Here is a 15,402-nt window from a genome sequence, read left to right as displayed (position 1 = left end):
CCATGTCTTCCACACTTACCACCGACGAAGCCACCGCCGCCCTCGATGCCCACACCCGCGAGATGGTCCAGTGGCACTTCTCCCCGGAAACCGGCTGCCCGTACTGGCTCGAGAAAGCGAAGTCGCTCGATTTCAATCCGCTCACTGACGTCACCTGCTTCGCCGACCTGCTTCAGTTCGACCACTTCGACGACGAAATCCTGCGCAAGGAGGACCCTGCCCGCTTCATTCCGAAAGCCTTCGCTGGCCGGCCCTACAACGTCTTCGAAACCGGCGGCACCACCGGCATGCCCAAGCAGCGCATCGGCTGGGAAGACTACAAGACCGACTATACCGAGTTCTCCGAACACTACGGACCCGACTTCTTCCCCGCCGGCGCCAACTGGCTGATGGTCGGCCCGACCGGCCCGCGCCGCCTGCGCCTGGCCATCGAGCACCTCGCCAACATCCGCGGCGGCGCCTGCTACTTCATCGACCTCGACCCACGCTGGGTGAAGCGCCTCATCGGCATGGGCGAAATGAAAATGGCCAAGGCCTACCAAGAACACGTCATCGACCAGGCCGCCACCATCATCCGCCACCGCGACATCGGCTGCCTCTTCACCACCCCGAAACTCCTCGAGTCCCTCGCCGAACGCATGTCGCTTGCCGACGCCGGCATCGGTGGCGTCTTCGCCGGCGGCACCACCATGACCCCCCAGTATGTCCGCTTCATCGAAGAGGAAGTTCTCGAAGGCAAAGTCAACTTCGCCCCCACCTACGGCAACACCCTGATGGGACTCGCCATCAGCAAGAAGCGTGGCCCCGGCGAATACTCGCTCACCTATCACGCCCCGCAGCCGCGCGCCGTGCTCCGCATCGTCAACCCCGACGACACCGCCCAGCTCATGGACTACGATGAATACGGCCGCGTCGAACTCACCACCATGACCCAGGAGTTCTTCATGCCCCGCTTCCTCGAACGCGACGAAGCCATCCGCAGAAAACCCTGCGACGAATTCCCTTGGGATGGCGTCGGCGACGTCCGCCCCTTCCAATCCGGCTCCAAGACCGTCATCGAAGGGGTCTACTAATCAGGAGCGCGGGTTTCCAACCCACTTCCATCCAACTCGCGGCTCAGCCGCCTGATCCTCCACTTTCCACTTTTTACTTCTCACTCGGCACTGCCGCTCCGCGGCCTCCAACCATGAACATCCCCATCCTCCGCCTCGGTGAAAGCTACGAATCGCTCGACCTCGTCGAACTCGATCTGGGCGCCCGTGGCACGCTCACCACCCACACCGCCAACCCCGGCCTGATCCGGCGTGACCTGCTCAAGGTCGCCAAGGCCAAGGCCGCCCTCGACGCCATCCCCGCCGAGACGCTGGCCGACTACTGCGAGCAAGCCGCCGAACTCTTCCTCCATGCCGACCTGCCATGTGGCGATGCAATGCAATCGCCACAAGACTACATCGAGTCCCTCTCCGCCCTGACCCGCCTGCCGCACACCCTCGTGCGCATGAACATGGGCAAGGTGCATGCCGCGATGTCCGAGATCCGCACGGTCATCGGCGGCCTCACCCGACAACTCCCCCTCGAGATCTTCGACAAAGGCCTCACCTCCATCGGACCGCGAGCTTCAGCTCGCCCCGGAGAATCCAGCCTCACCATCAACTATTTCCCCGCCACCACCTCCCTCGGCGTCTCCCTGCCGAGCAACGCACCCGCCGTCAACTCGCTCTGGATTCCCGCCCCGGTGATGAAGATCCCGGTCTTCCTCAAGCCCGGCCGCGAAGACCCCTTCACCCCGCTGCGCATCGTCCAGGCCATGATTCAGGCCGGCTTCCCGAAGGAGGCCTTCGGTTACTACCCGACCACCCACGAAGGCGGCGACACCATCGTCACCCACTGCGGGCGCGGCATCTCCTTCGGCTCCGACGTCACGGTGAAAAAATACGCACCCTACGAAAGCGTCTCCGTCCACGGCACCGGCCGCTCGAAGATCCTCATCGGTGAGGACATGATCGAACGTTGGCCCGAATTCCTCGACGTCATCGTCCAGTCCATTTCCGCCAACGGCGGCCGCTCGTGCATCAACACCTCGGCCATCCTCGTCCCCAGTCACCGCGACGAACTCGCCGATGCCATCGCCAAACGCCTCGCCGAGATCAAGCCGCTGGCCCGCGACGACGACAACGCCCTTCTCTGTGGCTTCGCCAACCCGGCCATGGCCGACGGCATCGACGAACTCATCACCGCCCAACTCAAGGAGGACGGCGCCGAGGACCTCACGGCCAAACACCGCGACGGCGACCGCAAGGTCGAAGCCTTCGATCAGTTCTATCTCAACCCGACCCTCGTCTCCTGCACCGACAAGGACCACCCGCTCGCCAACACCGAGTTCATGTTCCCCTACGCCAGCATCGTCGAGATGCCGCAGAGCGAAATGGTCGGCAGCATCGGTGAAACCCTGGTCGTCAGCGCCTTCACCGAGGACCAGAACTTCATCAACGAACTCCTGCTGAGCCCCGACATCGAGCGCCTCAACCTCGGAGCCTATCCGACCAACCGCGTCCAGTGGGAACAACCTCACGAAGGGAACCTGTTCGAATTCCTCTACCACCGCCGAGCCATCCAGGGAGACGTCGCCATCGCGTAAGCGTCTTCCACTTTTTACTTCGCACTCGGCACTCCCGCGCAGCGGGCATTTTCCATGACCTCCTTCGACGCCCGACCCTCCCCCCGCCTCCTCTTCGGACCCGGGCGTCTCACCGAACTTCCGGAGGCGGCCAGGTCCCTTGGGGCCTCCAACATCCTGCTCGTCACCGACCCCGGCATCCTCGAAGCCGGCCACGCCCAGCGCGCCGTCGACTTGCTGGAAGCTGTCGGCTTCAAGGTCACCGTGTATGGCAAGGCCCACATCAACCCCTCCGAGTCCGACATCGAGGCCTGCCGGATGTTCGCCGCCGAGGTCTCGCCCGACCTCATCATCGGCTTCGGCGGTGGCAGCAGCATGGACACTGCCAAAGGCTGCAACTTCCTCCTCAACAACGGTGGCCGCATGAGCGACTACAAGGGCTACGGCCATGCCGCGAAACCCCTGCTTCCCTTCATCGCCGTGCCCACCACCGCCGGCACCGGCAGCGAGTGCCAATCCTTCGCCGTCGTCTCGCGCGATGGCTCCCACGAAAAGATCGCCTGCGGTGACCCGAAGGCACTCGCGCGGATCGCCATCCTCGATCCCGAGCTGACCATCTCCCAGCCACCGGCAGTGGCGAACCTCACCGCGCTCGATGCCCTTTCCCACGCCTTGGAGACCGCCGTATGCACCAAACGCAACCCCATCTCATCGGCCTACTCACGCGAGTCCTTCCGCCTGATTGCCTCATCGATTTCCTCCATCCTCGACCGCAGTGCCACGCTTGAAGAACGCAGCCGCATGCTGCTCGGCGCCGCCATGGCCGGATCCGCCATCGAGAACAGCATGCTCGGTGCCGCCCACGCGACGGCCAACCCGCTCACCGCCCTTTTCGACATCCCCCACGGCCATGCCGTGTTCCTGATGCTGCCTCACGTCATCCGCTTCAACTACGAGGAACCCTCGGCCGCCGCCATCTACGACGATTGCAGTAAACACCTCGGCCAACCCCTGCATGACTGGCTCGAACCGATCAGCCGCGTCCTGCCCGCGCTCGACGACCGGGACTGGCGCATCCCCGAGCTGACCGCCGCGGCCATGCCACAATGGACCGGCCAGTTCAATCCGCGACCCCTGTCCGAAGAAACCATCACCGCCCTCTACCATGCAGCGCTCACCAAAACGTGACCGTGGCTGGAGCATCCTGCTCCAGTCCGTGACCGGAGCATCCTGCTCCGGCATCCTCCTGCTCGCCTCCTGCGACAAGTCGGCGGCCCCGCCCACCCCTGACGACGTCCCGCCCGAAACCACAACGGAAGAGGCTTCGATCAACTGGCCCGTCACCCGCGGAGCGCCTTCGCTTCAAGGATACGTCGATACCAAGGCCCCCACCGCACCCCGGATCGAGTGGACCTTCGAGCTGCAGAGCCCCAGCCAATCCGAGGCCGCCGTCCTCGACGACACCCTGGTCGTCGGTGACCTCATGGGCACCGTCTACGCCCTGAGCCTGAAAGATCAGAAACCACTTTGGACCTTCGAGACCGAGGACACCATCGAGGCCGCGCCGACCATCCACGACGGCCGGGTCTTCATCGGCTCCAGTGACCAGCAATTCTATGCGCTGGATCTCGCCACCGGCGAAAAGCAGTGGTCGATCGAAGGCAACGAGAAATTCTCCTCATCCGCCAACCTCCTCGAAACCGCGGAAGGCATCCGCCTGCTGGTCAATGGCTACGACGGCACCACCCGCTGCCTGAACCCCGAAGACGGCACCGAGGTCTGGACCTACGAAACCCAGGATTACATCAACGGCACCCCCGCCATCATCAATGGCCGCCACGTCGCCTTCGGCGGCTGCGACAGCGTGCTCCATGTGCTGGACGCGTCCACCGGCACCTCCGCAGGACAAATCCTCACCGACGCCCAGATCACCAACAGCGTCGCCACCTACGGCGACATGATCTACGCCGGCAACTACGCCAACCAGGTCGTTGCCGCCCAGGTCGGCAGCAAGGAACTCAAGTGGATCTACGAAGGCGAGGATTTCCCCTTCTTCACCGCACCCGCTGTCGACGATCAGCACGTCTACATCGGCTGCCGCGACAAATCCCTCCACGCCATCGACCGCGAGACCGGGAAACAGGTCTGGACCTTCCCCACCGGCGGTCGCGTCGAATCCTCACCCATCGCGTTTCAGGACGCCATCGTGTTCGGTTCCAGCGACGGCCGGCTCTACGCCGCCGACCCCGCCACAGGAAAGGAACTCTGGCAGCTCGACCTTGGGGAGAAGCTGACCGCCTCGCCCGTATTCGCCCAGGACCGGCTCATCATCGCCGGCGGTGGCGGAACGGTCTTCGTGATCCAATAAGCGGGTCGCATGCGGCCCAGCCGCTCCGAGATAGGGTGGTCTGGCGCCGTTTTCCGAGTCAGCCCTTCACTTCTCTCGAAAAATCCAGCCCTGCCTCACGTAGCAACTCAACGCCATCATCCGACCGCCCGACCCGCCCTGAATGCGGTGTCAGGCCACCACACTCCAAATATCCAGGCTCCCGCCCTTTGCGTCCTGGCGGTTCCTCTGTAAGCTAGCTCCCATCATGCCCGATTCATCCACCACCAGCAAAGCCACCCGCGCGGGCAACTACTTCATTTCGAACTACCCGCCCTTCTCCTTCTGGAAGGAAGATCAGGAACAGATCGTCCTCGATGCCTACGCCACGCCCCATGAAGGCGAGCCCCCGGCCCTCGGACTCTATCACCACATCCCATTCTGCCGGAAACGCTGCCACTTCTGCTACTTCCGCGTCTACACCGACAAGAACGCCGATGACATCAAGCACTACCTCGATTGCACCGTGCGCGAGCTGGAAACGATGTCGCGCAAACCCCTCATCGAGGGCCGCAAACCCCACTTCGTCTACTTCGGTGGCGGCACGCCGTCCTATCTGTCACCCAAGCAGCTGACCGAGCTCACCGACCGCATGAAGGCCCTCCTCCCATGGGATGCCGCGGAGGAAATCGCCTTCGAAGCCGAACCCGGCACGCTCAACCCGAACAAGGTCAAGGCGATCAAGGACATCGGCGTGACCCGGCTTTCACTCGGCATCGAGAACTTCGACGACCGCATCCTCGAGATCAACGGCCGCGCCCACCGCACGAAGGAAGTCTACCGCGCCTACGAGCGCATCCGCGAAGAGGGCTTCGACCAGGTCAACATCGACCTCATCGCCGGCATGCTCGAAGAGACCGAAGAGAACTGGCAACGGAACATCGAGAAGACCCTCGAGCTCCAGCCGGACAGCGTCACCATCTATCAGATGGAGGTTCCCTACAACACGGGCATCTACAAGGACATGAAGGCAAGTGGCAGCCTCGTCGCGCCCATCGCCGACTGGGAAACGAAGCGCCGCTGGGTCAAGGACGCCTTCGCTGCGCTCGAGGCCGATGGCTACACCATCAGCTCCGGCTACACGGCTGTGAAGAATCCGGAGCGCACCAAGTTCATCTACCGCGACGCCCTCTGGGGCGGGGCCGATCTGCTGGGCATCGGTGTGGCATCCATCTCCCACGCGAAAGGCGTGCACTATCAGAACCTCACCGAGATCGAGGACTACGACAAGGCACTCGATGCCGGCCAACTTCCCATCAAACGCGCCCTGCAGACCACCGAGGAAGAACGCATGATCCGTGAGTTCATCCTCCTGATGAAACTTGGCCACGTGAAGACCTCCCACTTCACCGACAAGTTCGGCGTCGACATCCTCGACAAGTTCTCCGGCCAGCTCGCCGCGATTCAGGAAGAAGGACTGCTCACCGTGGAGAACGGCGAGATCCTCCTCAATCGTGACGGCCTGCTCTGCGTCGACAACCTGCTGCACGACTTCTTCCTGCCGCAGCATGTGACGGACCGAATCGTTTGACCTGATTCATAATTCACGACATCGGATCAATCCGATCTTCTCAAGCCGCGGGGACTTCTTATGGTTGGGTTCATGAGATCTTCCCCCCTCCTCATTGCCTTATTCGCCCCGCTGACCGCCTTTTCCCAAACCTTCAACTTGGTTTGGAGTCTGGACATCCCGGTTGCCAACACGTTGGGAACCGACCTCGCTGATATCGATGGCGACGGCGATCTGGACGCCTATCTCGGTAGTGGTGTCGGAAACAGCGTGCTGGTGGTCAACGACGGCAACGGCCAGTTCGAACTGCTTGCCGGGCAACCCACTCTACCCAGCGAAGGGTCTTGCGCCTTTGGAGATATCGATGGGGACGGCGATCAAGATCTCATCGCCGGAAGCTTTTTCGGGCCGTGCAAGGTATTCCTCAACGATGGAAGCGGCGGGTTCACCGATTCAGGCCAGGCCGTTGGCACCAATTCCGTCAGGGAAGACCTTCTCCTTCTTGATCTAGATAATGACAGTGATCTCGACTTGGTGATTCCGACCAATACCTCCACCGATCCGAATGAGATCTGGCTCAATGATGGAAACGGAACGTTTTCAGACTCCGGCCAGAACCTTGGGGAATTCTTCACCATCTCGGCGGCAGCCGGAGACTTGGACGGCGATGGCGACCCCGACCTCATCATGGGGAACAACGGAACCAACACGGTTTGGTTCAACGACGGCTCGGCCAATTTCACTCAGGGAGCGAGCCTTCCCTTGTTTGGCACCACCCTCGAACTGAAGCTCGCTGACCTCGATGGCGACAACGATCTCGATGTCTTCGTGGTCAACGGAAGCATCAGCGGGCAACTCAACCACGTCCACCTCAACAACGGATCCGGTGTTTTCACCAATCTGGCTCAACCCAATTTCGTTTCGGACTTCGGCACCGCCCTCCATCTGGACGACTTCGATGGCGATGGAGATGTCGATGCCTATGTCGCTCGAAACCGCGCTCTAACCAATCAACTCTGGGTGAACAATGGCTCGGGTGTTTTCTCTTTGGACGACAACGACCTCGGTCCCGGAGGAGCCTTTGATCTTGGCATCGGTGACCTCGATGGAGACCTGGATGAAGATATCCTCATTGTCTGCGACGGGGCCGCTCCGCGGGTGCTTCTCAGGGAGCCCATTGGCTCGGGTGGACCGCTTGTGCTGTCACCCACGGCCGTCGCTGGGTCCCAGGCAGCCTCAGCGACCGAAATCGACTACGATCTTGATGGGGATCTCGACGTCGCTCTTGGAAACATCGGCGGCACCCTCACCTTCCTCGAAAATGATGGAAGCGGCAGTTTTTCGGATCCGGGAACGGTCCTGAATTGCAACCCCGGCAATACCCCCATCCGAATTCTCTCGGCTGATCTGGACGGGCAGAATGGCCCCGACCTCGTGGTGTTCTGCTCACAGTACAGTGGTCAGGCCGATGGACAGGATGAGATTTTCTTCAACGACGGCTCGGGCAACTTCACGGCAGCCGCAGAGTTTCTCGATAGTGAATTGAATGGCTCCATTGCGATTGGAGACGTCGATGGCGATGGCGACCCTGACATCATCACGATCAATCAGACGAGCTTCAGCTCGGTGGGTCAGAACAGCCTTTTCATCAACAATGGCAGCGGCTCCTTCGCGCGGTCCGATGCCTTCGGCCAAGGAAACCAGCGGGCGGTCGCGCTTCTCGATGTGGATGACGATTCGGATCTCGACGTCTTCATTGGTGGAGTCGATTCGAGCACTCCTGCCGATGACACCGATGACTCGCTTTGGCTGAACAACGGGAGCGGGGTATTCACCGACTCGGGGCTGACGCTCGGTGGTGGCAGCCCCACAAAGGCCATCGCCGCGGATCTGAATGGGGATGGCAATGACGACCTTTTCGTCATCGATCGAATCGGAGGAAACCGGCTTTGGTTGAGCAATGGGGCGGGGAACCTGAGCAGCACCGGCGTGAACATCGGATCCGGCTTTGCGACGGATGCAGAGCCTCTCGACTACGATGGGGATGGCGACCTCGACTTGTGGTTTGGTGCAGGAGGCTTTTCTCCAAGTCCGGACTCGGTGCGGATCAATGATGGCTCGGGTTCGTTTTCATTTTCCTCCGACACGTTCCCAGCGATCAGCACCTCGGAAGTCATCGCACGCGATTTCACCGGGGACGGAACGATTGATGTGTTCGTGGCGAGCAGTCGTGGGCGCCACCAACTCTACTCAGCCGACACATCACCCGTGTCGATCTGGGCCAACGGCTTCGGACTCACCGGAGCCGACGCCTTCTTCTCAGCGGATCCGGACGATGATCTCATCCCGAATTTCCTCGAGATGGCCTACAACATGAATCCCTCGGTAGCGGATGCGACAAGGCTCTCACCCACAGGTGTCTCGGGTCTGCCTCGCCTCGAGTACAAGGTGAACACCGGGCTCTTCGAAATCACCACCATCCGGAGAAAGAACGCAGCCTTCCTCAACTACTTGCCGAAGAGATCTCCGGACCTTGCCAGCTTCTCGACTCCTCCGTCGGTGACCGAAAATGTCTCAAACATCGATGCGGACTATGAACGCGTGATCTTCTCGTTCCCCGCACCTCCGGGCGCCTCGAGCTACTTCGGCCGTCTCGAAATCGAGTACGATCCGTAAAGGTCACCCTCTGCCATCCGTAAAGCTCATCCTCTGCCTCACCCGACTTGCTCAAGTCGACGGTGCGATGGTTCACGGAACCATGGCAACAAGGCTCACCCGACCACTCCATCCACCACCATGAATCCAGAAGAACCGAAGTTCCCACACGAGCTGGCCTTCATGATCGGCAAGTCGCATATTGCGGGGAAGGCGCTCCACTGGCTGAAGCCCGGCGACGTCCCCCAGCCATTCCAGAAACTCCTTGTCCACGATCAGGACATGACATCCAAACTCGCGGCCTTTCATTCCGATGAAATTCGGCTGGAAGTGCTCAAGAGCGAGCAGCATGACCTCGTTCACCTGCGGGAAGTCGTCCTGCATGCCGCGACCCATGGCACGCCGGTCGAATATGGCGTGATCGAGATCCTGCTCGATGCCTTTCCCCCAGACGTCCATCAGGACATCCTCGAAGGCCAGACTCCTCTCGGAACGCTCATCATCCAATCGGCGCTTCCTTTCCGCAGCGAGCCACAGGGCTTCTTCTCGATCGCACAGGATGCCGTGGCCGACATTTTCCCGAAATCTCCCGGTGGCGAAAACCTCTATGGGCGCTACAATCACCTGATGCGCAATGACGACGGTTCCTGCCTTGCCCGCATCATCGAAATCCTTCCCTTGGCACCATGAACGACTACGACGCGATCATCATCGGCGGCGGCCCGGCCGGCACGACCTCCGCGACCCTCCTTGCAGAAAAGGGACACCGTGTCCTCATCCTCGAGAAGGCCACCTTCCCGCGCTACCACGTCGGCGAGTCCCTCATGCCCTTCTGCTACTTCTCCCTCGAGCGCCTCGGCGTGGTGGAAAAGATGGATGAGATCGGCTACCAGCAAAAGAAATCGGTTCAGTTCGCCACCACCGACGGACGCATTTCGGCTCCCTTCTACTTCTTCCAGCACTTCGACCACCCCGCCGCCACCACGTGGCAGGTCGAGCGTGAGCACTTCGACCTCATGCTCCTCGACAATGCACGCTCCAAGGGCGTCGAGGTGCGCGAAAGCACGACCGTGCTCGACTTCCTCAAGGATGGAGAGCGCGTGGTCGGCGTGAAGGCCCGCACCGGCGACGAGGATGCCTTCGAAGTTCGCGCCCCCATCACTCTCGACTGCACCGGACGCGATGCCCTCTTCCAGCGCAAGCACGGTTGGCGCAAGCGCGATCCGATGCTCAACAAAATCTCCATCTGGACCCTCTTCAAGGATGCCAAGCGCGATCCCGGCCTCGACGAAGGCGCCACCACCATCGCCTACCTCCCGGAGGGCGGCTGGTTCTGGAACATCCCACTGCGCAATGGCATCGTCAGCTCCGGCATCGTCGCCGAGCGCGACTACCTCTACAAACCCGGCGAAACCCGCGACCCCGCCGAAATCTACGCCCGCGAGACCGAGAACAACGCCTGGATCAAGGACCACCTCGATCCCGGCGAACAGTTCGGTGAATACTGGATTGCCGGCGAGTATTCCTACCGCGCCGAGCACTGCGCCACCGATGGCCTGTTGCTCGTCGGTGATGCCTTCGCCTTCCTTGATCCCGTCTTCTCCAGCGGCGTCTTCCTCGCTCTCAAGTCCGGTGAAATGGCGGCCGATGCCACGCACGCGGCTCTCGAGAACGGCGACACCTCCGCGTCCGCCTTCACCCAATACGGCGAAGATCTCTGCGGCCACATCGAGACCATGCGCAAGATCGTCTATGCCTTCTATGACCCCGAGTTCAGCTTCGGCAAACTGATCCGCAAGCACCCCGACCTGCGCCCCAAGCTCACCGACCTCCTGATCGGCAACATCGACGGCAAGGACTACACCGACCTCGCCACCGCCATCGAGGACTTCGCCAAGCTCCCCGAGCCCCTCGACTACGGCCGACCTGTCGCCACCGTCTAAGCTCACTCAACGTAGGCCGCAAGCTTTGGAGTGCGGTGGCCTGCCACCGCTTTAAGGCCTACCCCAACGGCCCAGAGATCATGAACTCCCGTTCCCTCGCGAACCTCCTCTTGTTTGCAACCGCGACTGTCTGTTCGTGCGAGAAACCGGAGTCGGAGCTATCAGCCGAACAAGAAGCCACCGCACAACCCGGAGACGTCGTCATCGCCAAGCTCGACTCCATCATCATCCCAGTGATCGATTTTGAAGACACTAGCATCGAAGAAGCGATCGACTACCTTCGTGTCCGGAGTTTGGAGTTGGACAGGAAAGGAGACCCAAACTTGCGGGGTATTCCGATGCTCGTTTGGAAGTCTCGCACGGAAGGCAGCAATTTTGATGACGACCTCTCCATCAGTGACGAAGCCCTTTCCACGGGAATTGAGAATTATCATGCCCGTGACGTGTCCCTCCTCGAGGCTCTTAGAGAGTCGTGTCGGCTTACCCGCCTAGACGCCTACCTCACCTCAGTTGGAATCGTTATATGTCCCGAAGGCACTCCTCCTTTTCCCAACGAAAAAGCCGAAACGGGTGAAGTTTTGAGAATACTAACCGATGACTCGCCCTGAACACTGAAACCCAGCACACTCCTCGTTCAGTGAACATCGCCATCCTCACTCCCGGCACCGGCAGCTACTACTGTGGCGCCTGCATGCGCGACAACGCCCTTGCCAAGTCGCTGCACGCCGCCGGACATGAGGTGTCCCTGCTGCCGATGTATCTCCCGCTGCAGCTCGATGAGGAGCAACTCCCCACCGCCGGCAGCCCGATCTTCTTCGGCGGCATCAATGTCTTCCTCCAACAGAAGCTGCCCAGACTCCAGCTTCCCCGCTTTCTCCACAAGCTGCTCAACAACACCTCACTCCTGCGCTCCGCCGCCAAACGCAGTCACATGACTTCGGCGCGCGACCATGGCGAAATGGCCCTCGAGATGCTGCGCATCGAGGACAGCCCCTTCGGCCAGGAAATGCAGCAACTCATCGACTGGCTCGCCCGCGAGAACCCCGACATCCTCGTGCTCGGCACCGCCTTGCAGGCCGGCATGATCCGCACACTGCGCCAGCACCTCGACGTGAAGATCATCTGCTCCTTTCAGGGCGAGGACAGCTTCCTCGACGGCCTGCCGGAGCCCTACAAGACGGATTGCTGGAACGAACTAACAGCACGTCTCCCCGACGCCGACCTGCTCATCTCGCCAAGTCGCTTCTACGCCGACCTGATGCGTTGCCGACTCGATCTCCCCCACCAAGCCATCGAGGTCCTTCCCAACGGCGTCGCCCCACTTCAATCGGACCGCGAGCTTCAGCTCGCCCCGGAACCCCCGCCACCCAGCCACGCCGCGCTGCCGCCAGAGCCCCCTCTTTCCACCTCCCCGTCCGCCGAAGCCTCGGCGAAGGAGGATCACTCGCCTGCCCGCCATGGCCCGGAGGGCGACGGCGGGGCACTCGGCACCGACGCGAAGCGGCCCGTCATCGGCTACTTCGCCCGCATGATCCGCGAAAAAGGCGTCCACCACCTCGTCGAAGCCTTCATTCACCTGCGCAAGAAACTCGACCACCCGGACGCCCGCCTGCACATCGCCGGTGCCGTAACCGCCGGCGACGAAAAGCTGGTCGCCGATCTGAAGCGACAACTCGCCGACGCCGGCCTCACCGATCAGGTCACCTGGTCGCCCAATGTCTCGCTTGAGGAGAAGCAGCAGATCCTCCACGGCTTCACGGTTTTCAGCGTGCCCGCCACCTACCCCGAAGCCTTTGGCCTTTATCTTATCGAAGCCCTCGCCGCGGGCATCCCCGTCGTCCAACCCGACGGCTCCTCCTTCCGCGAAATCATCGCACAAAGCGAGGCCGGACGCCTGGTCGAGCCAAACCAACCCGTGGCACTGGCAGAGGCATGGAACGAATTGCTCTCCCAGCCCGACGAACTCGAGCGCCTCGGCACCAACGGGCGACGCGCCGCCAACGAATATTACAGCGTCGAAGCCATGCGCGACCGCTTCCTCGCCCTCGCCGAACCCCTCGTCGACCCGGGTAGTTGACTTCTGCCATTTTGAAACTACCATCCGATCATGGCTGAGACTCTTTCCATCAAGGTGTCGTCTGAAGACAAGGCGCGGTTGAAGGTGCTCGCCGCGGCAAGGAATGTCCCGATCTCGGAACTGATCCGGGAAGGCCTGCACAAAGTCCTGTCGGAGACCGGAGATTCAGAGCGCCCCTCTTGCTACGAACTGTTCGCCAAGGACTTGGAACAGCTATGGGCCGGCGATGGCAGCGGGATCACCGATCTCTCAACCAACAAAGAGCACATGGAAGGCTTTGGCGAATCATGAACTCGCTGATCGCCGATACAGGCCCCATCGTCGCGCTGCTCAACCCATCCGATGCCCACCACGCCTGGGCCAAGGAATGCTTCAAGGCCCTCGACCCCCCCCTCCTGACCTGCGACGCCGTGCTTTGCGAAGCTTTCTTCCTCCTTCGGCGCTTCACACCCGGGAAACGTGTGCTGCTCAAGATGATGGCTGGTGGCGGCTTCACCTTACAACGGCCGGCCGAAGAGCCACTGGATCGGGTGGCAAAGCTATTGCAGAAGTATGAAGACACCCCAATGGACTTTGCAGACGCTTGTCTCGTCGACATGGTGGAAACCCACCGCGAGACGAAAGTCTGGACCGTCGACTCAGACTTCCGAGTCTACCGCCTGAGCAACCGCCGCATGGTCCCGGTGCTTGCTCCTTGGTCACAATCATGAGTTTCCCATGGCCAAACGAAAACCCGCCCTGAAGAATGACCCGCCCAACTGGGACCTCCCCATCGGGGTGACCTGGATCGCGGCTCCATTCGTCATCGCCGGGGTCCTTCACCTCCTCAACTTCTTCTGACCCGCCTCCATGTCCACACCCGCCCACCAGATCAAACGCCGCGTCGAATTCTACGAAACCGACATGGCCGGGATCGTGCACTTCACGAACTTCTTCCGCTTCATGGAGGCCTGCGAACACGACTTCCTGCGTACTCTCGACCACGAACTTCACGGTGTGGTGGAAGGCCTCGAAACCGGTTGGCCCCGCGTCAATGCCACCTGCGACTACCGCGCCCCCGCCCGCTTCGGTGACGAACTCACCGTGAGCCTCTTCGTCGAAGAAGTCCGCAACCGCTCCGTGCGCTACCGCTTCGACATCACCAAGGGCGACACCCTCGTCGCCGAAGGACGACTCTCCGTCGCCCACGTCGCCATGACCGAGGACGGCATCAAGGCCGTCCCGCTTCCCGGCGAACTCAAAGAGAAACTCGATGACTTGAAGTGATTTGGAGTGCGGTGGCTTGCCACCGCTTTGCGAGCTACCTCCAGCAGTCCACCCAGCCATTCACCGTCACGCCCATGAGAATGCTCTACAAAAGCCATCGTTCTGAAATCATCGGGCTCTACCAATCCCATCTCGAGACGCTAGGAATCGAGACCATGCTGAAGAACCAATTCACCGAAGGCACCTGGTCCACCGATCCTGATTGCCCGGAACTCTGGGTCCTCGACAGCCAACAGTATGAACAAGCCGTAGTGGCACTCCAACAACTTGGTGTTTCCTGACCCTTCCCAATCCGCCTAATCCTTCTCCCATCATTCATCACCTCTAGCACGAAAGCGGTGGCAAGCCACCGCACTCCAAATTCCAATGACCAAAAACATGAACTGGCTCTACTTCGCACTCATCACCGTCGCCTGCTGGGGCCTCTACGGCATCTTCCTTCACCAGGGTCAGGTCGGCATGGCGGACAAGGAACTCGGCCGTTACAAGGCCTTCCTCTTCGTCGGCATCGCCTACTTCCTCATCGCCGTGCTCGCGCCACTCGCCATCCTGCTCATGAAGGGTACCGATTGGGCAATGCCCGCCAAAGGCATGTGGCTCTCCCTCTTCGCCGGCGTGCTCGGTGCCGTCGGCGCCTTCTTCGTCCTCGTCGCCATGGGCTCGGGTGCGAAGGCCGGCATCAACCCCGGGGTCGTCGCCGTGCTCGTCATGTCGACCATCTTCGCCGGAGCTCCGATCGTGAATGCCGTCGTCGGCATCATGATGCACCCACCCAAGGGCGGTTTCTCGGCCATCCCGGTTCCCTTCTACATCGGCATCCTGATGGCTGCAGCCGGTGGCTTCATGGCCACCAAGTTCAAGCCCGCGCCAGCACCTCCGGCAAAGCCGGCACCTGCCATCGAGGCGTCAGCCAAGCAATAGGCACTTCCTACCTTTTACTTTCCACTC

General features: G+C 61.3%; 16 protein-coding genes. All 16 read left to right on the top strand.

Annotated elements, in window-relative coordinates; translation table 11 throughout:
- The first annotated feature begins 2 nt into the window (after positions 1–2).
- The 16 genes from JIN81_RS07200 (at position 3) to JIN81_RS07130 (ending at position 15,375) form a co-directional block, all read left to right on the top strand.
- Positions 3–1,073: a hypothetical protein gene (locus JIN81_RS07200; protein ID WP_200278079.1), complete on the top strand. Its 1,071-nt coding sequence runs from the start codon at positions 3–5 to the stop codon at positions 1,071–1,073.
- A gap of 113 nt (positions 1,074–1,186) precedes the next feature.
- On the top strand, positions 1,187–2,638 hold the full coding sequence (locus JIN81_RS07195; RefSeq protein WP_200278077.1) for an aldehyde dehydrogenase family protein: 1,452 nt from the start codon (positions 1,187–1,189) through the stop codon (positions 2,636–2,638).
- A 54-nt stretch (positions 2,639–2,692) separates the two neighbouring features.
- A complete protein-coding gene (locus JIN81_RS07190) occupies positions 2,693–3,805 on the top strand; it encodes an iron-containing alcohol dehydrogenase (protein ID WP_200278075.1) in 1,113 nt (370 codons plus the stop codon).
- Positions 3,783–4,985, top strand: a complete 1,203-nt coding sequence (locus JIN81_RS07185; RefSeq protein WP_200278074.1) for an outer membrane protein assembly factor BamB family protein — start codon at positions 3,783–3,785, stop codon at positions 4,983–4,985. Before JIN81_RS07190 ends, JIN81_RS07185 begins: the two co-directional genes overlap by 23 nt.
- Positions 4,986–5,211: 226 nt before the next feature.
- Positions 5,212–6,534, top strand: coding sequence for a coproporphyrinogen-III oxidase family protein (locus JIN81_RS07180; protein ID WP_200278072.1), 1,323 nt, complete (start codon positions 5,212–5,214; stop codon positions 6,532–6,534).
- Between the two features lie 72 nt (positions 6,535–6,606).
- Positions 6,607–9,189: an FG-GAP repeat domain-containing protein gene (locus JIN81_RS07175; RefSeq protein WP_200278070.1), complete on the top strand. Its 2,583-nt coding sequence runs from the start codon at positions 6,607–6,609 to the stop codon at positions 9,187–9,189.
- Positions 9,190–9,309: 120 nt separating this feature from the next.
- On the top strand, positions 9,310–9,858 hold the full coding sequence (locus tag JIN81_RS07170; RefSeq protein WP_200278068.1) for a hypothetical protein: 549 nt from the start codon (positions 9,310–9,312) through the stop codon (positions 9,856–9,858).
- Positions 9,855–11,111, top strand: coding sequence for an NAD(P)/FAD-dependent oxidoreductase (locus tag JIN81_RS07165; RefSeq protein WP_200278066.1), 1,257 nt, complete (start codon positions 9,855–9,857; stop codon positions 11,109–11,111). Before JIN81_RS07170 ends, JIN81_RS07165 begins: the two co-directional genes overlap by 4 nt.
- 80 nt (positions 11,112–11,191) lie before the next feature.
- Positions 11,192–11,719, top strand: a complete 528-nt coding sequence (locus tag JIN81_RS07160; protein WP_200278064.1) for a hypothetical protein — start codon at positions 11,192–11,194, stop codon at positions 11,717–11,719.
- 29 nt (positions 11,720–11,748) lie between these two features.
- Positions 11,749–13,188, top strand: coding sequence for a glycosyltransferase family 4 protein (locus JIN81_RS07155; protein WP_200278062.1), 1,440 nt, complete (start codon positions 11,749–11,751; stop codon positions 13,186–13,188).
- Between the two features lie 30 nt (positions 13,189–13,218).
- Positions 13,219–13,479: a ribbon-helix-helix domain-containing protein gene (locus JIN81_RS07150; protein ID WP_200278060.1), complete on the top strand. Its 261-nt coding sequence runs from the start codon at positions 13,219–13,221 to the stop codon at positions 13,477–13,479.
- The gene (locus JIN81_RS07145; RefSeq protein ID WP_200278058.1) at positions 13,476–13,898 is read left to right on the top strand and encodes a type II toxin-antitoxin system VapC family toxin; all 423 of its coding nucleotides are present in this window, start codon (positions 13,476–13,478) and stop codon (positions 13,896–13,898) included. The genes JIN81_RS07150 and JIN81_RS07145 overlap by 4 nt, the downstream gene beginning before the upstream one ends.
- Before the next feature lie 7 nt (positions 13,899–13,905).
- On the top strand, positions 13,906–14,028 hold the full coding sequence (locus JIN81_RS19290; RefSeq protein WP_267907969.1) for a hypothetical protein: 123 nt from the start codon (positions 13,906–13,908) through the stop codon (positions 14,026–14,028).
- 9 nt (positions 14,029–14,037) lie between these two features.
- Positions 14,038–14,454, top strand: a complete 417-nt coding sequence (locus tag JIN81_RS07140; protein ID WP_200278049.1) for an acyl-CoA thioesterase — start codon at positions 14,038–14,040, stop codon at positions 14,452–14,454.
- Positions 14,455–14,528: 74 nt separating this feature from the next.
- Positions 14,529–14,735: a putative signal transducing protein gene (locus JIN81_RS07135; RefSeq protein ID WP_234044556.1), complete on the top strand. Its 207-nt coding sequence runs from the start codon at positions 14,529–14,531 to the stop codon at positions 14,733–14,735.
- Between the two features lie 97 nt (positions 14,736–14,832).
- Entirely contained in the window at positions 14,833–15,375 is a 543-nt protein-coding gene (locus JIN81_RS07130) for a hypothetical protein (protein ID WP_200278045.1), read from the top strand.
- Positions 15,376–15,402 lie beyond the last annotated feature (27 nt).

It is taken from the genome of Haloferula rosea (assembly GCF_016595525.1).
Lineage (GTDB): Bacteria > Verrucomicrobiota > Verrucomicrobiia > Verrucomicrobiales > Akkermansiaceae > Haloferula > Haloferula rosea.
This window is presented reverse-complemented; position numbering and strand designations above follow the sequence as displayed.